Origin of the sequence: Rothia amarae (assembly GCF_014705945.2) — a bacterium.
Classification (GTDB): domain Bacteria; phylum Actinomycetota; class Actinomycetes; order Actinomycetales; family Micrococcaceae; genus Rothia; species Rothia amarae.
On record NZ_CP061538.1, the window covers coordinates 2,162,612 to 2,182,674 of the forward strand.

18 protein-coding genes are annotated in these 20,063 nt (G+C 53.9%); 5 read left to right on the top strand and 13 right to left on the bottom strand.

From position 1 onward, the window contains the following. Positions 1 to 58 precede the first annotated feature (58 nt). Positions 59 to 1,699, top strand: coding sequence for an alpha,alpha-phosphotrehalase (gene treC, locus IDM48_RS10125; protein WP_190617256.1), 1,641 nt, complete (start codon positions 59 to 61; stop codon positions 1,697 to 1,699). 80 nt (positions 1,700 to 1,779) lie between these two features. After that, positions 1,780 to 3,918: a PTS sugar transporter subunit IIABC gene (locus IDM48_RS10130; protein WP_190617257.1), complete on the top strand. Its 2,139-nt coding sequence runs from the start codon at positions 1,780 to 1,782 to the stop codon at positions 3,916 to 3,918. 64 nt (positions 3,919 to 3,982) lie between these two features. Here the strand turns inward: IDM48_RS10130 and IDM48_RS10135 are convergent, their stop codons facing one another. The 8 genes from IDM48_RS10135 to IDM48_RS10170 all read right to left on the bottom strand — a co-directional run bounded on the left by IDM48_RS10135 (position 3,983) and on the right by IDM48_RS10170 (position 10,282). Beyond that, the gene (locus IDM48_RS10135; RefSeq protein ID WP_186303185.1) at positions 3,983 to 4,930 is read right to left on the bottom strand and encodes a hypothetical protein; all 948 of its coding nucleotides are present in this window, start codon (positions 4,928 to 4,930) and stop codon (positions 3,983 to 3,985) included. Between the two features lie 254 nt (positions 4,931 to 5,184). Continuing rightward, entirely contained in the window at positions 5,185 to 6,108 is a 924-nt protein-coding gene (locus IDM48_RS10140) for an ABC transporter substrate-binding protein (RefSeq protein WP_190617260.1), read from the bottom strand. An 8-nt stretch (positions 6,109 to 6,116) separates the two neighbouring features. Beyond that, positions 6,117 to 6,776, bottom strand: a complete 660-nt coding sequence (locus IDM48_RS10145) for an ABC transporter permease (protein ID WP_068170820.1) — start codon at positions 6,774 to 6,776, stop codon at positions 6,117 to 6,119. Continuing rightward, on the bottom strand, positions 6,773 to 7,447 hold the full coding sequence (locus IDM48_RS10150) for an ABC transporter permease (protein ID WP_190617262.1): 675 nt from the start codon (positions 7,445 to 7,447) through the stop codon (positions 6,773 to 6,775). The genes IDM48_RS10145 and IDM48_RS10150 overlap by 4 nt, the downstream gene beginning before the upstream one ends. Then, positions 7,444 to 8,508 carry an ABC transporter ATP-binding protein gene (locus IDM48_RS10155; RefSeq protein ID WP_238397974.1) on the bottom strand — a complete coding sequence of 355 codons (1,065 nt, stop codon included), beginning with the start codon at positions 8,506 to 8,508 and terminating at the stop codon, positions 7,444 to 7,446. Before IDM48_RS10155 ends, IDM48_RS10150 begins: the two co-directional genes overlap by 4 nt. 176 nt (positions 8,509 to 8,684) lie before the next feature. Further along, positions 8,685 to 8,837, bottom strand: a complete 153-nt coding sequence (locus IDM48_RS10160) for a hypothetical protein (RefSeq protein ID WP_190617264.1) — start codon at positions 8,835 to 8,837, stop codon at positions 8,685 to 8,687. Beyond that, the gene (locus tag IDM48_RS10165) at positions 8,837 to 9,166 is read right to left on the bottom strand and encodes a hypothetical protein (RefSeq protein ID WP_202939876.1); all 330 of its coding nucleotides are present in this window, start codon (positions 9,164 to 9,166) and stop codon (positions 8,837 to 8,839) included. The genes IDM48_RS10160 and IDM48_RS10165 overlap by 1 nt, the downstream gene beginning before the upstream one ends. A 96-nt stretch (positions 9,167 to 9,262) precedes the next feature. Beyond that, entirely contained in the window at positions 9,263 to 10,282 is a 1,020-nt protein-coding gene (locus IDM48_RS10170) for an ABC transporter substrate-binding protein (RefSeq protein ID WP_068170950.1), read from the bottom strand. A 126-nt stretch (positions 10,283 to 10,408) separates the two neighbouring features. Here IDM48_RS10170 and IDM48_RS10175 point away from each other — a divergent pair, with 126 nt between their 5' ends. The 3 genes from IDM48_RS10175 (at position 10,409) to IDM48_RS10185 (ending at position 13,961) form a co-directional block, all read left to right on the top strand. Then, positions 10,409 to 11,482: a FecCD family ABC transporter permease gene (locus IDM48_RS10175; protein ID WP_083147233.1), complete on the top strand. Its 1,074-nt coding sequence runs from the start codon at positions 10,409 to 10,411 to the stop codon at positions 11,480 to 11,482. Continuing rightward, positions 11,479 to 12,513: a FecCD family ABC transporter permease gene (locus IDM48_RS10180; protein ID WP_068170832.1), complete on the top strand. Its 1,035-nt coding sequence runs from the start codon at positions 11,479 to 11,481 to the stop codon at positions 12,511 to 12,513. The genes IDM48_RS10175 and IDM48_RS10180 overlap by 4 nt, the downstream gene beginning before the upstream one ends. A 65-nt stretch (positions 12,514 to 12,578) precedes the next feature. Further along, positions 12,579 to 13,961, top strand: a complete 1,383-nt coding sequence (locus tag IDM48_RS10185) for an NAD-dependent succinate-semialdehyde dehydrogenase (protein ID WP_068170834.1) — start codon at positions 12,579 to 12,581, stop codon at positions 13,959 to 13,961. Between the two features lie 122 nt (positions 13,962 to 14,083). Here the strand turns inward: IDM48_RS10185 and IDM48_RS10190 are convergent, their stop codons facing one another. The 5 genes from IDM48_RS10190 to IDM48_RS10210 all read right to left on the bottom strand — a co-directional run bounded on the left by IDM48_RS10190 (position 14,084) and on the right by IDM48_RS10210 (position 19,986). After that, complete coding sequence (locus IDM48_RS10190; RefSeq protein ID WP_190617266.1) at positions 14,084 to 14,836, bottom strand: hypothetical protein; 753 nt, start codon at positions 14,834 to 14,836, stop codon at positions 14,084 to 14,086. A gap of 264 nt (positions 14,837 to 15,100) precedes the next feature. After that, positions 15,101 to 16,264: an ABC transporter ATP-binding protein gene (locus IDM48_RS10195; RefSeq protein WP_190617268.1), complete on the bottom strand. Its 1,164-nt coding sequence runs from the start codon at positions 16,262 to 16,264 to the stop codon at positions 15,101 to 15,103. Positions 16,265 to 16,309: 45 nt separating this feature from the next. Beyond that, complete coding sequence (locus tag IDM48_RS10200) at positions 16,310 to 17,605, bottom strand: ABC transporter substrate-binding protein (RefSeq protein ID WP_190617270.1); 1,296 nt, start codon at positions 17,603 to 17,605, stop codon at positions 16,310 to 16,312. A 533-nt stretch (positions 17,606 to 18,138) separates the two neighbouring features. Continuing rightward, the gene (locus tag IDM48_RS10205) at positions 18,139 to 19,044 is read right to left on the bottom strand and encodes a carbohydrate ABC transporter permease (protein ID WP_238397975.1); all 906 of its coding nucleotides are present in this window, start codon (positions 19,042 to 19,044) and stop codon (positions 18,139 to 18,141) included. Beyond that, a complete protein-coding gene (locus IDM48_RS10210) occupies positions 19,045 to 19,986 on the bottom strand; it encodes a carbohydrate ABC transporter permease (RefSeq protein WP_190617271.1) in 942 nt (313 codons plus the stop codon). It lies immediately after the preceding gene. Between the last annotated feature and the right edge of the window lie 77 nt (positions 19,987 to 20,063).

Consider the following 20,063-nt stretch of genomic DNA (forward strand, 5'->3'; position numbering starts at 1 on the left):
CCGGCCTGTAACTTCTCCTTTTAAAAGTAAAAACTCAACAACCCTACAAAGGATCTTTATGACTTTCCGTGACCAGGTAATTTACCAGGTCTACCCCAAATCGTTCTACGACTCCAACGGAGACGGGCTGGGGGATCTTCGAGGCATCATCGAAAAGATTCCTTACATCGCTTCCCTCGGCGTAGACATGGTTTGGTTCAACCCCTTCTTTGCCTCCCCCCAGCGCGATAACGGCTACGATGTATCCGACTATTACGCCATCAACCCAGATTTGGGCACGATGGAAGACACTGAAGAGTTGATTTCGACCCTCAAAGATCACGGTATCGGAGTCATGTTCGATATGGTCTTCAACCACATCTCCACCGAACACGAGTGGTTCCAGCGGGCACTCGCCGGTGAAGAAAAGTACCAGGACTATTTCTACATCCGCGAACCTAAGCCAGACGGCTCTTTCCCCACCAACTGGGAATCCAAATTCGGTGGCGAAGCCTGGGCACCCTTTGGTGACACCGGCAAATACTTCCTCTGCCTCTACGACAAAACACAGGCAGATTTGAACTGGCACAATGCCGACCTGCGCCAAGAACTCTACAAAGTAGCGAACTTCTGGCTGGAAAAAGGCGTGCGCGGTCTGCGCTTTGACGTACTGAACGTCATCGGCAAAAGCGAATTCCTCGAAGACGCCGCACCCGGCATGATCGACAAGCTGCTCTACACCGACACCCCGCGCGTCCACCCCTGGATTCACGAAATGAACCGGGCAACCTTCGGTAACTACGACGGCGTGCTCACCGTCGGTGAAATGTCTGCCACCACCATCGAAAACTCCATCCGCTATTCGAACCCCGAGAGCGAAGAGTTGGATATGGTTTTCAACTTTCACCACCTCAAAGTGGATTACCAAGACGGTCACAAGTGGACCAAGGCACCTTTCGACTTCCATGTACTAAAGAGCCTGCTCAATGACTGGGCAGTAGGTATGCAAGCAGGAAATGGTTGGAACGCGCTGTTCTGGAACAACCATGACCAGCCACGTGCCATCAATCGTTTTGCCGATCCCGTGAACTTTCACGTCGAATCGGCAACCATGCTGGCAACCGTCATTCACCTGTTGCGCGGTACGCCCTACATTTACCAGGGCGAAGAAATTGGAATGGTCGACCCCCAATATATAGACATTGAGGAATATGTCGACGTCGAGGCGCGCAACGCCTACGTCTCCCTCATCGCCGACGGCAAAACCGAGACTGAAGCATTCGACATCGTCAAATCCAAAGCCCGAGATAACTCACGCACACCCATGCAGTGGGATTCCAGCGCAAACGCAGGCTTTACTACCGGCGAACCCTGGCTACGCCCCACTACTTTCGAAACCATCAACGTAGAGCACGAACAAAAAGAAGGAAAAATCCTTCCCTACTACAAAAAGCTGATTCAGCTCCGCAAAGAAAATCTGCTCATCTCCGAAGGCGAGTACGAGCCGTATGCGCTGGAACACGACGCTGTTTTTGCTTACACTCGAAAGTATCAAGACGAGCAATTGCTCGTGCTCAACAACTTCTACGGGGACGAAGCAAGTATCGAGATCCCCAACGAGTTCCTCAACGGGTACATTCTCATCGGAAACTATCCAGCCCATCAGCTCAGGGAAGATTACACGCTCAGACCGTACGAATCCCTAGCCATCAAGATCTAACCCATATAGGCAAAATGCCACCGCAACGGGTTTTAAACGAACCGGTATTGCCCTAAGAAAAACAGAAATGAGGCACAGTCATGGCTAAGACTGTATCCGTCCTCGCCCCCATGACGGGCGAGGTTATTCCCATGAACGAGATTCCCGATCCGGTATTCGCCGGCGGAAAACTCGGCAAGGGATTCGGTGTTAACCCCACCGATAACACCGTGGTCTCCCCCGTATCGGGCAAGGTCACCATGGTGGCGAGCACTAAGCACGCCGTCGGCATCAAGTCCGAAAGCGGCCTGGAATTTCTGCTCCACCTCGGTGTAGACACCGTTGAGCTCGACGGCGCTCCTCTCGAGATGCTTCTCGAAAAGGGTCAGACCGTTGAAGCAGGCCAGCGCATTGCCAGCATGAACCTCGACGAGGTTCGTGCGGCAGGTAAGGGCATTACCGCGATTCTTGCTATCACCAATACCCCGAAGTTTGTGGAGGACATTGACGTCCACACCGGTTCGGCATCTGCAGGCGACGCTGCCGCAGAAGTAACGTTGAAGGTCAAGGACGCTCCCGCAGCTCAGAACACCGCCAATGGTGCAGACGCTACCGGCGCAGCAGCAACCGGTGCAGCGGCAGGATCAGTAGCAGCAGGTGCAGCAACACGCTCTGAGACCGGTGCACACGCCACCGAACCTATCGAACCCGGCGCCGCTGGCGGCACCGCCGACCCCGCAGTAGCAGAGCGCCCCGCAAACCTCACCGGTTACGATGCCCTCGCTTGGGACATCCTCAACAACATCGGTGGCAAGGAAAACGTCAAAAGTGTTATCCACTGCATCACCCGCGTACGTTTCTACCTCAAAGACAACGACAAGGCGAACGACGAGGCTGTCTCAAACCTCGACGGCGTCATCGACGTAGCTCGCGCAGGCGGCCAGTACCAGGTAGTCATCGGCCCCGCCGTTGAAGACGTATACGACGCCGTCGTCAAGCAGATTGGCGCAGGCAAGGCTGGCGGAGAAACCGAGTCTGCAACAGAACCGGCTGAACGCCCCTCGGGTGTGGGCGGATGGTTCAAGTGGGGCTTCTCCTCGCTTATCGGTGTAATCACCGGTTCCATGATGCCCGTGATCGGTCTTTTGGCTGCATCCGGTGTGCTCAAGGGTCTTTTGACGATTCTGACTCACTACGAACTCGTGAACCCAGAATCCCAAACCTTCACCATCATCAACGCCATGGGCGACGCCGTCTTCTACTTCCTACCCATCTTCGTGGGCTTCACCGCCGCGCGTCGTCTGGGAGCAGACCCGATTATCGTCTCCATCATCGGTGGCGTGTTGGCTTACCCCACTATTGCCGAGCTGGCGAAGGGCGAAGCGACAGGCTCGCTGCTGGGTATCTCTACCAACGCAGAATTCTTCGGAATTCCTTTCCCCATGGCGTCCTACACCTACTCCATCTTCCCGATGATCGTAGCGGCCTGGTTGTGCTCAAAGATTGAACCGGTTCTCAAGAAGTGGATCCCCGCCGTTCTACGTATGATCTTTGTTCCGCTCATTGAAGTTTTCGTGGTTTCCACCCTGATTCTTGTGGTTCTTGGACCCATCATCATGTGGATTTCCAACGGAATCGCAGGCGGCATTCAGTGGGTTTACGACCTCTCCCCTGCAATTTCCGGTCTCGTGATCGGTGCTTTCTACCAGTGCCTGGTCATCTTCGGTCTGCACTGGGCAGTTATCCCAATTGTTGCTAACGACATCGCATCGCAGGGCCACTCCTACCTGAACGCCATCATCTCAGCAACCATGGTTGCTCAGGGTGCAGGCGCTCTGGCAGTATTCGCCAAGACCCGTAACGAGCAGATGAAGGGCCTCTCCGGTTCCGCTGCCATCGCTGGTTTCTGCGGCATTACCGAACCCGCCATGTACGGCATCAACCTCAAGTACGGTCGCGTTTTCGCGATGGCTTCTGTAGGTGCGGCTGTAGGCGGTTTCATTACCGGCCTGATGCACGTGAACATGTGGGGCTTCACCGGTTCACTCATTGGCTTCTTCAGCTTCGTGAACCCCGATGGTGGTTTCGATCAGTCCTGGACTGGTTTCTGGATTGCATCTATCGCTACTGTGATAGTTTCCTTCACCCTGGTTTACTTCTTCGGATTCAAGGACGCTGATCTAGACAAGCAGCGCACCGTTGAGAAGAAACGCCTGGGCAACCGCGAGCCTGTGGCGTAAGGTTTCCGGCCGGCGCCAAATAAATACACAGTTTCAGCAAAAATACATGCTCACGCTTGTACTTTTACTGGAGCTGTGTATTTTTTGGCTCTTTTTCCTGCCGAATTTTCTCCGCGACGTCGCGAATCTGATACATCGTACGGTATGGGTTACGCCAGACGTCGTTCCAATCCACCCGAAAGATACGGTACCCAGATTTGAGCAATTCCCGCTCTCTCAAACGCTCCCCTACGATGATTGCTTCGCGAGGTCCAAACACTTCGTATTTGATATCGCCATCGAATTCGATAATGAGATTCAACTCTTCAACGAAAAAGTCCGTGCGGTACCTGTGCTGATTATGGGTGAACCAATGCTGTTCCTGGTAAGAGAGCTTTAATTGATTCAGAATCAATCGTGTTAACGATTCACCAGCGGATTCCGCACACGCACTCATCGCACGGGCAACTGCATGGACTCTTTCACGGTGAACTCCACGATAGTTAAGCATTGCTTCTCGCAGTATTTCCTGCGGTATTTTGTGTACCCGCAATGCTGAATCAGCTAAAACTACGCCCTCTTCAAAAGAGAGCTGAGTACAGCAATCTATAACGGTAGTCAGCAACGAAGTGAGCTGAGAATTAGATCCATAAAGATTATTCGCTAAAGAGGTGTGTTCTGTGAGAAAAGGATGCTTCACGACATCTTTGCTCGAACCGCGTGAATCCGTTGGACAATAAGTATGGATTTTAGTTGGAACTGTAATGAGAGCCAACGAGTGAAAAACTGCCGCCGACTGATGAGAGAAAACAGGGTTCTTAGCAGTGCGTGAATATGCAATCAGGTGAGCGGCGTATTTTCCCCACGGTGGAAGACTCTGATATTTTTGGGCGTTTATATACAGACCGCGGCGGATATTAAAAAGCTCGCCGTCTCTACGCATCCGGGTTATTTTACTACGCGTGAGGTTGTGCCAACAGTGAAGGTCTTCAATAGTGTTAATCATGGAATGAATCTCAAATAAATCTGCCATACCCATAGTGTGAAGGATGGAAAAATTCTCCGGATTCATCACCATTGAATGTCTGTGGATAACTAGGATGTTTTTCCTTAATCCACAGACGCTGGTACCTGATGATGCTCAATGAAAGAGCTTTCTTCAAAATCTGAGGGTCTGAAGCAAAGCCCCCCCATAGAAAAATACACAGTTTCAGTAAAAATACATGCTCGCGCTTGTACTAATGCTGAAACTGTGTATTTTTTGAAGAACCTTACCAGCGAAGCCTCCTACGTAAGCTTCTGGTCCACCCAATCCTTGGCCGCGGTCGTCGGGTTAGCCTTTTCTTCCCCGGACACCCTGTCATTCAAAGCAATGAGATCTTCGGTTTTGAGCAGGGCAGACACCTCATTGAGCACATCCGCAGCAGCCACCGAAACCTGCTTGGCATTCACCACGGGAACAACCTGCTGAGCCAAGAAGTTATTCTTCGGATCCTCCAGCACCACAAAGTTATTCTTCACAATCGCAGGATCGGTAGAGAAAAGATCTGCCGTCTGCACCTGATCGTCGATGAGCGCCTGCACGGTCAGCGGGCCACCGCCGTCGTTAATCGGCGAGAATTTAGCCGGCTCAAAACCGTAATTCTTTTTCAGCCCCGGCAAACCGTAGGAACGCTCGGCGAACTCAGGAGGGCCGCCAAGAGTAATCTCAGAGCTATGCGCGGCGAGGTCTGCAATAGACTTCAGCCCAAACTTCTGCGCAACCTCAGAGGTAACAACCAGTGAGTCCTTATTCTCCGCAGGAGAAGGATCAAGCACCGAAAGCTGATCGGAAAGAGCGGAAGGAAGAGCTTTCATAATCTCTTCGGGAGTCTGCGCCTTGGTCTGCGCATCAAAGTAGAGCAGCAAGTTACCGCTGTAATCAGGCACAACCCCCACTGTACCTTCCTGCAGCGCCCCAATATACGCCTCACGTGCGCCAATGGCGGGGCGGGTTTCTGCCGTCAACCCTCGTTTGTTCAATGCCGCCGCATAAATTTCCGCAATAATCTGAGACTCCGTAAAGTCTGCCGAACCAATGATCACAGTATCGCCGGTTGAGCCAGAACCAAACGCTGTCTCCCCTGAGAGCCCACACGCCGAAAGCGCAAGGGTTCCAGCACCAATACCTGCCAACCCCAAGAGGTGGCGACGATTTATATTCACAGTCATGGGTTTTCCTATCGGGTTCCAGGAGAAGTCAGGGCGCGCTGAATGAGCGCAAGAAGAGCATCGACGACGAGCGCCAGCACAGCTACTAGCACCACGGCGGCAACCATGCGGGGGTAGTCACGCACAGCAAGACCATCAATGAGATAGCGGCCAAGACCGCCGAGGTTGATATAAGCCATGATGGTGACCGTAGCGATAACCTGCAGCGTAGCGTTACGAAGACCGCCAAAAATCAGAGGTGCGGCGAGAGGCAGTTCCACGCGAGTGAGAATTTGCCACTCGGTCATACCCTGGGCACGAGCAGCGTCCACGGTAATAGGATCAACCGCAGCGATACCCGAGTAAACACCCGCCAGGAGCGGAGAAATAGCGAGAATCACCAGTGCGATGACCGGCGCGGTAAGCCCCAATCCCATCCAGAGGGCAAAGAGGGTGAGCAAACCCAGGGTGGGCAGAGCACGCAGCGCGCCGGTCACGCCGACCACAATGTTCTCGCCCTTTCCGGTATGCCCTACCCAGAGCCCAATGGGGATAGCAATCAAAGCGGCAAAGAAAAGAATCAGACCGGAGTAACCCAGGTGTTCTAACAAGCGCTGGAAGATACCGCCGGAGTCAGTCCACGCGCCGTCGGCAGTGAACCATGCCCATGTTTTGTCAAAGATGTTCATGCGGTCCTCCAGCGGGTGAGGAAAGAGCCCAGTAGAGCAAGAAGTCGGTCAAGCACCAGCGCCAGCAGCACTGTTGCCACGATGCCGGTGATAATTTCTGCAGGGAGGTCGCGGCGAAGGCCATCGGTAAACAGGGTACCTAGCGACTGGATACCAATCACAGCACCTACCGAGACCATCGAGATGTTAGACACCAGTGCCACTCGCAAACCCGCAATCATGACGGGGACGGCGAGCGGTAGCTCCACTGCCCAGAAGCGGCGGGTGGTGCGGTACCCCATGGCGGTTGCCGCCTCAAGAGTCACCGGAGAAACCGAGTCAAAAGCATCTACCGCCGAGCGCACCATCATAGCGATGACGTAGAGAGTCAGCGCCACGTAGACGTTGAGTAACGAGGTAATCGAGGTACCCAGCACCAACGGCATGAGCACAAAGAGCGCTAGCGAAGGGATGGTGTAGAGCAGCGCCGCCGAGTTAATAACCAGACCACGGCGTAGCTTGCCTGCGCTGGTGGTGCGCTCGGTGGAACGACCGTCTCTACGGCGTCCCATAGCAAAACGGGCAATGGGAACCGCAATAATAGTGCCAATAATGACCGGGATGATTGACTGCAACAGGTGTAGCGCAGTCAACTCCCCCACATGTTGAAGATTAGATTGGAGCCAATTCACGCCGAGACTCCGTAACGGTTGAGGCGCTCTCGTTCGGTGGCTTCGAGAACGTCATCAGATTTCAACAACCCCAGAACCTGTCCTTGTTCATTGACAACCACGCCCCAGCCCGAGGGTGAAGAGAGAACCGAATCGAGGGCATCACGTAAGGTTCCGCCCGCTACGAAGAGCGAACCTCCGGGGATGACGCGGTCGTCAATGCGCCAACCCGCCGGGCGTCCGTCTTCAACGTTGAGTTGCCACTGCTGCCAGGGGGTTTGTTGGGCGTCCAGAGGGTGAATAGGAACGTCTGCGCCAGATGCAAAGGTCAGACGACGCATACCGCGGTCCCGCCCGACGAACGACGCCACGAAATCATCGGCAGGTTCACGCAGAATTTCTTCGGGTGTTCCGAACTGGGCGATACGGCCGCCACGAGCAAAAACAGCAACGTAATCCCCCAGCAGGATTGCTTCGTCCATATCGTGAGTCACGAAGATGATGGTGCGACCCAGCGTACTCTGCAAACGCAACAGCTCTTTCTGAAGATCGGCTCGCACCACGGGGTCAACGGCGGAGAAAGGCTCGTCCATGAGCAGAATCGACGACTCAGATGCCAGCGCACGCGCTACACCCACACGCTGCGCCTGACCGCCCGAAAGCTGAGAGGGGTAACGCTTAGCGAACGACTCATCAAGACCGACGGTATTCAGCAATTCCAACGCCTGGGATTTCGCCTGACGTGCAGAAACACCATTCAGGCGGGGAACCGTGGAGATGTTATCAACGATCGTGCGGTGCGGCATCAAACCCGCCTGCTGCAAAACATAACCCATAGAACGGCGAAGCTCATGGGCAGGACGCGCCGTGTTGTCTTCACCATTGACCAAAATAGTGCCACTGGTGTACTCGACCATGCGGTTAATCATGCGCAAAGAAGTAGTTTTACCGCAGCCCGATGGACCCACGAAAACAGTAATTTTTCCCTCAGGAATACTCAAATTTAGGTTATCCACGACGGTATTATCACCGTACGTTTTGAAAACCGATTTAAACTCAATCGCGTTGTTGAGAACTGACACGGGGATCCTAACGTTCTGTTCAGTATTGCACTAAGAGTAAAGGGTGAATCTGAGAAGTAAAAGAAAGACGACTTATAAAGAAACAAACTTCATATGAAGTACATTCCCGAACGAGTTGATTGTCCCAGCTCAATCGCCTGGTCAACCGCCTGGGCAACTTTTCCGCTTCTGACCAGCTAGGTTACCGTTTCTAAATCTCCGACGAGCGCGCGGTCTTCTTCGAGTAGCGGTATCGCGCGTCGAACCTTGGCATACACTTTGGCAGAGCCAGCGCCTAGGTGCAGCCCCTCCATAATCTTGTAGAGCAGAAAGATTCCCTGTGCAGACATCAGCAGAAGGATAGCCAGTAGCGAGTCCAGACGCCGCCGACCCCCAATTCGCTTCCTGCTGAGAAACCCCGCAGGAGGCGGCCAATGTACTGCCACGTAGCGGCAGTGATCCCGCACCAGATGGTCTTGCCCTCTTTGAAAAGTTCATAGAATTTGTTTTCGTTCGCCCAAACTTCCACTGTGTTGTTGACGGCAGACATCACCATGGGCGCTACCGGGTGAGTGTCCAAGACGGCAACGGGGCGGCCCGTCTGCAGAATCAAAGTCTGGTCTTCGCAAATAGTCTTGAGTGCATCCACAACCTGGTGGAAAGCGTCCCAGTCTTTCACTGCCTTGCCGATAGAGGCATAGATGACGAAGCCAAAGTGGCGTTCTGGGGTGCATTTTTACACCTCAGAACGCCACTTTTACCGTGCCTTAGAGCTCTACTTCACGGCGTCCTTGATGGTATTAACCACTCCGCGCGCCGCGGTGATTCCGGCGTTGATGTAGAACATTTCATCATCTACCTGAATTGCCTTCTTATCAGCAACGGGCGCCAGGGTTTCCCACAGTGCCTCACCTGTGAGAGTGGAGGCGTCACCGCCCTGCACGCCATAGAAAAGCCAGTCGCCGTTTGCCTGGTCCAGCTGTTCGGAGCTGATATCCTGCGAGGTCTTAGCGAACTGCTGGGTTTCGGGGCGAGCCAACCCAGCGTCTTCACAGATTGATCCCACGAAAGAGGAAATACCCCAGATACGAATGCGATCTGCGCTCTGGCGCAAGAAGGAGAAAGTAGTGGAATCTTCCACAGAATCCCCCAGCTCCTGAGCAGCTTTCTGATAGTCACCCATCGCCTGCTGAGCGCGGTCGGTATCGCCAATGGCAGCGGCTACTAGCTGAAAATCCTGCTTCCAGTTCACACCGGTTCCCTCGGTTACCACAATCGGGGCGATAGCAGAGAGGGACTCATAAATGGACTCATCATCTTGGGTGTTGTTGAGCAAAATGAGATCAGGTTGAAGATTTGCAATGGCCTCTGTATCGGGAGCGGTGCGCTTGCCTACGGTTTTGATGGCGTCCAGTTCTTTAACCTGATTGGAGTAGGCGTCACGAAGGTATTGGGGCACGACGTCGGCGTCTTTTGCTGTAGTTGCCGCCACAGGTACAACGCCAAGAGCCAGGACGTCATCTAGCTGACCAGTTGCGATAACCACAATTTTCTCTGGTTTTTTATCCAGCTTTGCTTCGCCCCGGAAGTGCTTGACGGTGCGGGGGAATTCTCCCGACGCCGCAGTGGTGCCCATGCCATCTGGAAGGGCAGAGGGGGCGGGAGCTGCCGGGGTATTCTCCGCGGTGGAAGAAGAATTGTTAGAGGAGGCAGAATCGGTGGAGGAACCGCACGCTGTCAAAGCTAGGGAGGCAACTCCACCTAGGAACGCTCCGCCTAGAGTGCGGCGGGACATTGAAGCTGAGGAAATCTTTTCGAACGAATACATAAACATAGGTTAGCCTAGCCTAAGTATATAATTGTAGTTCGGTTTCATTTTTCTCAATTTTTCTTACCAGTGTGGAGGCAGTCCCATTCAACCATGAGTTCTTCACTTTCTGCCCCTCGCACCCGAATTATTCTCACGTTTCTTTTAGGAATAGCCTGCCTACTCCTTCTCACCGTAGTTTCTCTGGCAGTAGGCTCTCGCATGATGAGTTTGCCCCATGCCTGGCAAGGGTTTTGGGCGCACAATCATTCCTCGGACTCATTAGTTGTGTGGAAATTACGACTCCCACGTACACTCGCCGCCCTTCTCGTGGGCATGGCACTGGCAACAGCGGGCGTATTAATGCAGGCCCTCACCCGCAATCCACTGGCAGAACCAGGGCTCTTAGGCATCAACAGCGGGGCGTCACTGGCAGTAGTAACGGGAATCACCACGCTGGGAACCGCCGCTCCCCTTCACCAAATGTGGTTAGCATTAGCCGGTGCGATGGTGGCAACAACCATAGTTTTCCTCCTGGGCATACCACGCTCCTCCACACGGTTTAACCACATATCTCAGTTACTCCTTGCCGGCGTAGCCTTAAACGCGTGCTTGAGCGCGTTGACCGGCATTATCACTATGTTCAACTCCCAGGCGTTCGATTCTTACAGATTTTGGGTAGTAGGGGCATTCGAGGGTCGCCCTCTTGAAGTATCGCTAACCGCCCTGCCGTTCATGGGGGTAGGCATTCTGCTGGCGTTACTAGTTATCCGTCCGTTGGAAGCGCTGGCTTTAGGTGACGACGCCGCCACCGCACTAGGAGCGCCGGTGACCTTAGTTCGAGTAGGTACGCTGGCAGCTATCGCTCTTCTATGCGGGTCGGCAACCGCAGTAGCTGGACCTATATCCTTTATTGGCCTAATGATCCCTCATTTTTTGCGACTTTTAGTAGGAATTCGCCTCTCAGCAATTTTGCCGCTTTCACTGGTTTTTGGACCGCTACTTATGCTGACCGCCGATATCATCGGCCGAGTAATTGCCATTCCTTCGGAAATTGAAGCGGGGATTGTGACCGCATTTATTGGAGCGCCTTTGCTGCTCACTTTGATTATGCGGTTCAATTCCGCCCCTGCACGCCCAAGAAGAAAAGCTCAAAACATCACGCAGACTGGTGGAGAAATCGTATGAGCACGCAATCAGCACTCCTCCCCCGTATGCATCGACGCCGCGCAGTGACCGCCATAGTAATCGGGTTGCTCATCGCCATGCTCGCGCTGACCATCACCGTAGGAACTTTCGAGATTTCGCCACAGGGCGTCTGGCAAGTTCTTACCGGCGGCGGAAATGAAATGGACCGCTACATTGTACTCAACCAACGGCTACCTCGAGTGGTGGCAGCTCTGGCGGTGGGAGCCTCCCTCGGTCTAGCAGGGTCTATATTCCAATCGGTCTCCCGAAACCCTCTTGGTTCACCCGATATCATCGGCTTCACCACCGGTTCAGCCACCGGGGCGCTGGTGGTTTTACTCTTGCACTCCCATGTCAGCGATGCCGCCCCAGGGGCAAACTCTGTACTGGGGGTAGGGGCAGGAGCAATCATGGGAGGATTTTTCACCGCCGCTTTAGTGCTTCTTTTTGCAGGAAAATCAGGTCAAAAATCTATGGGTCAATCACTGATTCTGATTGGTATCGCAATGGGTGCCATGCTCTCAGCTATCAACGATTTCCTGTTGACGCGAGCCGACCTTGATCAAGCAGAATCTGCAAAAACATGGCTGTTTGGCTCTCTTAACGCAATGACGTGGAATGCTTCGCACGCCGCGCTCCTTGGGGTTATTATCGCGATTCCGCTGGTTCTGAGCTTCTCACGCGTAGTACGAGTGCTAGAACTGGGAGATGATTTAGCGGCAGGTTTGGGGCTACCCGTGCGTGCCGCCACCTATTGGCTCATAGGCGGCGCCGTCGTCCTTACGTCCCTCTCTATCGTGATTGCTGGGCCGATTGGGTTTTTGGCATTAATGGCACCTCAATTAGCCCATCGACTCTGGAAAACTCCCGGTGCGGCTCTGTGGCAGTCTGCGCTCATGGGCGCACTTATGTTAGTTATTGCAGATTTCATAGCCGCACGTGCGCTAGCTCCCTTCCAAATTCCCGTAGGGCTCGTCACGGGCGCAATAGGCGGGCTCTACATGCTTTGGTTTATAGTGCGCAACCGCTAACAGTGCCTGTTCGCTCATCAAAAAACACCTAGACATTCTGCGTTACTAAGTGGTCTGATAGTTCCATGAGCACATATGCATTAACAAACGCAAGCACTGGAAAAGTAGAAGAAGAATTTGACTCCATTAAAAGCGAGCAGATTCCAGAAATCATTGAAAACGCCCATGCGGCGTACCTCAAGTGGAGTTCAGCCAGCATGGCAGAGCGCGCCGAGGTTCTTCATAAGTTCGCCGATATTGTCGATCAGAACACCGATGAACTAGCGGACATCATCGGTCGCGAGATGGGTAAGCCCCTCAAGCAGGGCAAGGCAGAGGTCACCAAGGTTGCCAAGACCGCCCGCTGGTTCGCAGATAACGCGCCCGAATTCCTCGAAGACACCGTGCTCCCCGCAGAAGGTGCTGAGAAGACCTACGTTAAGCACGATCCGCTGGGTGTGCTCTTCGGCATCATGCCTTGGAACTTCCCCTACAACCAAATCGCCCGTTTTGCACTGCCTAACCTGATGGTGGGTAACGCTATTTTGATGAAGCAGGCGGCAATTTGTCCCGTCTCATCCCAGCGATTCCAGACCATGCTCGAAGAAGCTGGTCTACCCGTTGGCGCTTACCAGAACCTCTACCTCGATACCTCAGACGCCGAGAAAATCATTGAAGACTTCCGCGTCAAGGGTGTTTCGCTCACTGGTTCTGAAGCAGCCGGTGCATCTGTTGCCGGTCACGCTGCAAAGAACCTCAAGCGTTCGGTGCTCGAACTCGGTGGCAATGACCCCTTCGTAGTTTTGGACACCTCAGATGTGAAAGCTCTTGCCAAGAAGGCTGTTACCTACCGCATCGCTAACGCCGGTCAGGTCTGCACATCCCCCAAGCGCATGATTGTGCTAGAGGATCTCTACGACGATTTCGTTGCCGGCGCCAAGGAAGCACTGGAAAACGTGAAGGTTGGTCCTTACGACGGCGAAGATACCGACATGGGTCCGCTCTCTTCAGAGGGTGCTCGCGACGAAGCCGTGGAGCGTGTCGCTCAGGCAGTCAAGGACGGCGCAACCCTGCATTTCGGCGGCGAGAAGCTCGACCGCGACGGCTGGTTCATGTCACCCGCGCTGCTCACCGACGTAGATCTCAACTCAGACATGGGTTGCAACGAACTCTTCGGACCCGTCGTCATGGTTTTCAAGGCGAAGGACGAAGAGGACGCGCTGCGTATCGCTAACCACAGCGAATACGGCCTGATGTCTTCGGTATGGTCTGAGGACTTAGAGAAGGCTCAGAAGTTCGGTGCGCGCATCAACGCCGGCATGGTGCTGATTAACGCTCACATGGAGTCCGACCCCGCATTCCCCTTCGGCGGTATCAACAAGTCCGGTTACGGCCGCGAAAACGCCCAGTGGGCTTTGCGCGAGTTCACCAACGAACGTATGGTGCGTGTGCACGAGCAGGAGCTATAAGGCTTTAGCGACTGCTAGTCGCGAGTTTCCGCGCTAATTTTTCCTCCGCCGTCCTGGGCTATAGCCCAGGACGGCGGATTTTTTGTGGGTGGGGTGGATCCAGCCTAAAGTAACGGAGGCTCTTAGCTGGTGTAGAAACCAGTATCCTTGGTCAGGTTCCCCTTAGCTGTAGGTACGGTGAGAACATAGCGCCCCAGGCGGTTAAAGGTATCTAAATCAGCCTGGGTGTTATTTGAATCGAAGGGCATACAGTCGGAGAAGAAGCTCATAGCAGCACCTGCTGTTTTAGTTAGCTTCAGGCTGACCCCTCCTTTTCCATCAGAAACCATGTACTTTCGGGCGTCCGCTAGAGAGAGGGTCGTTTTGTATTCGTACATTTTTACTCCAGCCCAGGCTCCGCCAAACGGTGTAGCTACTGCCCCCGTAGATGTTGGAACCGTCCAGAGCCCCGAATCATTCGCGCCGCGGTACCAGGTACGAATATCGTTCGTGGTATCGAGATTTTCTGGGCGCCAGAAGGTGAGAGTAACGGGGCCGGTCAACTGAGCAGCGGTGAGGTTGGTGATGTCAATCTTTGAGTCACGAACGCAGCTACCAGCGTCGCTGTAGACCGCGTCATCTGTGGCATAAAACTGAAAGCGGTTGCGCCAGGGCCAGGCGCTGGTGGTAGCTCCACAGGCGCCGGTGGCGGAGGTCATTTCGGGTACGGAGCAGGTAGAGGTGTAGTTAGTGGTAGCGCCGCGACCGCTAAACCAAATAACGGAGGAAAGAACCGGGATTGGGCTAGCTGCGTAGGCTGGAATAGCTGCGGAGGCAACCACAGCGGGTGCCGCCCATGCGGCACCTTTCACTAAAGTACGGCGAGTTGTTTTCACTATATTCCCTATATGTTGGAGGTGCGCTGTTTGCTCAGAAACATTCAGCGCGGGGGGGCTTCTAGATTGTCATTATCCGAGCGCATGATGGCTAATCACTTCTCGAATTTATTACGATACTGAACTAGTTGTGAAAGAAATATAGCCAAAAGTACAAAACAATTCGCCGGATTTAGATAAGTGGTTCATGCAATCTGAATACAGCTCCGCCGTCCTGAGTGAGAACCCAGGACGGCGGAGTTTTGTGCGGAGAACTAAGCGAATCTAGGACGCCGCTACCGAGGAAACAGCTACGTCACGCTCTGCGTTGTGCAAATACTCCAGGTTGATTTCCTGCTCGCCGTCAAAGAGTGAGACGCGGGTGGGAGCAATGCGTATCTGATCACCCACTTCGATAGCCCGCATCTCGGCGAGGCGCTCTAAGCGTACGGCGATCCGGCTCCCACGAGCCTTAATAGTGGAATTATCGAGTAGCTCCACATACGCGAAAGCTTCTGCGCCGAGCTGCTCAATGTGCGCGACGTCCACCTTCAGCCCTTCTACGGCGCCGTCAGCGCCGGGGAAAGAAATCTTCCAGTCTTCGGGCCGCACACCCACAATCACGCCGTGTTCTACCCGACTAGCAACCCGTTCAGGAACAGGAACCTGGCACAAGTCACCCAGGTGAACCTCAGAACCATTCACGGTAGCGCCCTCAAACAGGGTCATTGCAGGAGAGCCAATAAATCCTGCCACAAAGGTATTTCCCGGGTAGCGGTAAAGGTGCATGGGCTCATCAACCTGCTGCAACACGCCGTCCTTGAGTACCGCCACACGATCACCCATAGTCATTGCTTCTGTCTGATCGTGAGTCACATACACAGTGGTCACGCCCAGCTCCCGCTGAAGAGAAGCAATTTGCGCACGGGTTGAAACACGCAGGCGAGCGTCAAGGTTAGACAGCGGTTCATCCATGAGAAAGACCTTGGGCTTGCGCACAATAGCCCGACCCATGGACACGCGCTGACGCTGACCGCCGGACATATTCGCCGGTTTCTTATCCAGCAGGTCAGTGAGTTCAAGCATTTCAGCGGCCTGCTCCACCCGCTCATTAACTTCCGCCTTACCCATCCCGGCGTTTTCCAAAGCGAAAGCCATGTTTTGACGCGCGGTCATGTTCGGGTAGAGCGCGTAGGACTGAAAGACCATCGCCACGTCGCGCTGGGAGGGGCGCAACTCAGTGACGTCCTGCCCGTCAATTATGACGGTTCCCTCATTGACCGGTTCCAATCCAGCAATCATGCGCAAGCACGTAGATTTGCCAGAACCAGAGGGGCCAACCAGCGTGATGAATTCGCCATCACGCACGTCAATATTGACACGGTTCACTGCCGGGCGCTTGCCGGCATCATAAATACGTGAAATGTGCTGGAGTGAAACTTCAACCATGGTTATCTATTCTTCTCTTCTTGAAATGGTTCAGGACGCGCGGGTTTAAAGATTGGGCTTGATATCGCGGTCGATAACCTTCTGCAAATCCTCTTGGAGAGCTTTGAAGGTTTCTTCAACGTCCTGACCAGCCACAATCTTGTCGAGGGCGCCACCAATCTTCTGCCCACCACCGTTGACGAACACGCGGGCGTAATCCTGCGACTTCGTGTTTTCTTCCAACTGCTTGATGGCGGTGGTCGCGTTCGGATTCTCTTTCATGTACTTCTTCTGCTCAGGGTTGTCGGCAGCATCCGTGCGGACGGGCATATAACCGGTTTCCTGGGTGAAGGTAATGGTGTTCTCAGTATTGGTTATGAAGTCGATGAACTTCACCGCTACCTTCTTGCGCTCATCGGAAATACCGGCAGGAATCGCTAGACCAGCACCACCGGTAGTGGTTCCAGGCTTAGGGCCAGGCAAGTAGCTGGTTACGAAATCGCCCTTAGCGCTCTCTTTCAAACCACCCAAAGAACCGGTGGATTCCAACAGACCTGCAGTGTTACCGATGCCGAATTCATTCGCCGAATCCTTGACAACCTTCACGAACCCCTCGTCCACAATCTTCTGCAAGAACTTGCCGGCCTCAATGGTCTTAGGATCGGTGAACTTGAGATCCCACTCATCGGAGTAAGCGCCACCGAAAGTCCAGAAAGCACCTTCGAAGTACCAATCTAAGTAGTTCGAACCATCTGCCACAGCCAATGCAGGCTTGCCGGTAGCTTCCTTCAACTTCGGTCCCCACTCGTTAAGAAATTCATCCCAGGTTTCAGGGCCGCGATCAGTAGGCAAACCTGCCTTCTTAAGATCCTCAACGTACCAATACATCAGCGGAGTCGAACGGGAATAAGGCACACCATAGTGCTTATCTTCGTACTTGTAGTCCTCCAACAAAGTCTTCACATAGGTGGAAGTATCGATGTTGTTGTCCTTCCACAGGTCATCCAACGGAGTGGTTGCCTCAGTGAACGCGAAGTTGAACCAAGTGACGTCCGACGCCACGATGACGTCGGGAAGGTCGCCGCCTGAGAGCGCCGCATTGAACTTCTGACCGAGCTCTTCATAGTTCGCACCGCCATCAATCAGCTGCGCAGGGGTGTCAGGATTATCCTTGTTCCACTTATCGATCAGCTTCTGCTCAATATCGCGAGAAGAACCGGGATGGTTCGACCAGAACTGTAGCGTGCCATTGCCCTTATCCTCTGACGAGGACGAGCTACCGGTGCCAGCACACGCCGATAATGCAGCAGTAGAAATAGTGAGACCGGCAAGCGAGAGGATGCAGCGACGGGAAATATTCATGAGGTTTTCTCCTTAGTTGTTGAAAGTTGTATTGATGAAGTTGTGACTATGGCTGGCAGCGGGAACACTAATATTCGCTCCAGCTCAGGATGCCTTGCGGACTTTGCCAATGAACACTCCAGCTCGAACAATGCTCCGCTTCGCTCCGCATAACTCGCGAGTCGTGTTCATCGGCTTCGTCCGCGCGTCACCCGGTATAGCTCGGGGCGAGGAGGCTACTGACGTTTGCGACTTGCGAGTTTTGCGAGCGCCAGCGAGCAATGTCTGAGCTGAAGCAAATGTCAGAGCCACCGAGACTCCTGAGCTAAACGGGTACTGGAGTGTTTATCGGCAAAGTCCGGAAAAATGGCTGGCGCTGCCCCATTCGGTTGCCTCTTATGTGCTCGCGCGCTCGCACCCGGCCATTCGCCTCGATTTTTCTTTCCTCGCTCGCTCGGAAAAATGGCTGGCGCTGCCCCATTCGGTTGCCTCTTATGTGCTCGCGCGCTCGCACCCGGCAACCTCATCCCTTCACCGCTCCGGCAGTCAGGCCCTTAATCATGGACTTCTGCAAAAAACAGGAACACAATCACCATGGGAATCGACGCCAGCACCGTACCCGCCATGACGGGGCCCCAGTTGGTGAGTCCTTCGACGTCCTGCAACTGGGTTAGTCCAATCTGAAGAGGTGCCGCGCGTCCGGTGTCGTTGACGAGGAAGGGCCAAAGGTACTGGTTCCACTCGGCGACGGCGGTAATCATAACGAACGCCATCAGGGTTGGCCAGCTCATGGGTAGCACTACCTTGAAGAGGGTACGGAAGAATCCTGCGCCGTCCATGGTGGCGGCTTCGAGGATTTCTTTGGGCAGGGAACGGAAGTGGTTGCGCATGAGGAAAGTACCGAATGCGGTGCCGGCGAGTGGGACGATGATGCCGGTGAAGGTATCTCGCCAGCCGAGCTGCGCAGTGAGTGCGTAATTGGAGATGATGGTGATTTCGTTGGGAACCATCAGCGTGCCAATCACGAGGAAGAACAGGATGCCGGAGCCGGGGAACTTGATGAACGCGAAGGCGTAGGCAGAGAGCACCCCGAATGCTACTTTGACGACTACCAGCACCAAGGTGATGATGATCGAGTTAATCATGTAGCGGGAAAAGTTGAGGTTGTTCCACACGTAGGAATAGTTTTCCGGTGCCCAGGGGCTGGGAATCCAGCTGATGGGGTTGGAGTAGATGTCGCCGTGCGTCTTAAAACTTGTAATTACAACGAAGTAGAGGGGCACTGCAATCACTAGACCGGCAAGCACGATACCGATGTAACCCCAGATTTTTGATTTCTGAGATTCGCCGGGAATCATGCCTTTGCGCTTTTTCACCTCGGCGGTTTGCGCTGAGGATACGGGGCGGACGTCGTCCCCCACATTCTGCGGCACCGCAGGGATTTGGTAGTCGAATGCCATTTACTGCTCCTTATCCTGCATACGAACTTGCACGACGGTGATAACGAGGACGGCGAGGAACATGATTGTTGCTACCGCAGCACCGTAGCCTGCGCGGGAGTTGACGAAGGTTTCTTGGTAGACCTGGTACACCATGGTGGTGGTGGAGGTTTCGAGGGGTCCGCCGCCGGTCATGACGTTGATGATGTCGAAGACCTGGAAGGAGTTCAGCAGCACCGTAATGGAGAGGAAAAACGTGGTCGGACGTAGTTGCGGCAGGGTTACGCGGAAGAATTTGCGGGCACGCGGAGTGCGGTCAATTTCGGCGGCTTCGTCTAAGTCTTTGCGCAGACCTTGCAACGCTGCCAGATAAATCACGAAGGTGTACCCGAGGTTTTTCCACACGTAAGTAGCGGTAATCATGAATAGCGCCCAGTGGGGATCGGTGTAGAACTGCGGTGATTCAATGCCGATTCGCCCTAGGAGGTCTTGAATCAGGCCGTAACCGGGGTCAAAAACGAATTGAAAAGCTACGCCGATTGCTGCACCTGAGATGACGTAGGGAGCGAAGACGAGCGAGCGCACCAGATTGCGCCCTTTGAGGTTGCGGTCAAGCAACAGGGCAAGACCTAGCCCTAGCACCATGGAACCAGCAACTGCTACGAAGGTGAAAATGATCGTTTGCCATACGATTGCCCAGCTGGTGGGGTCTGTTGCCCATTCGATGTAGTTATCGAATCCGATAAATTTCGCGGCTCGTGTGGAAGAGATATTCCAGTTGTAGAAAGAGAGGCGAATGTTGTCGATGAGCGGGCGGTAGGTAAAGACGATAAGCAGGATGATATTGGGTATCACCAAGATTGCTGCCAGGAACAGGCGCTTGAGGCTCTTTTTCGCTTTACGCTGTGGTGGTTCTCGAAGGGGCTGAGAGTTTTCGAGCCCTGGAATAGTTGGTGCAGTCACAACATTCAAGAATGAAGTGTGAATGTGAACAGCGAGTGATGACGATATTGCAAGGGGGTGGAATGAGAGAAAATTTA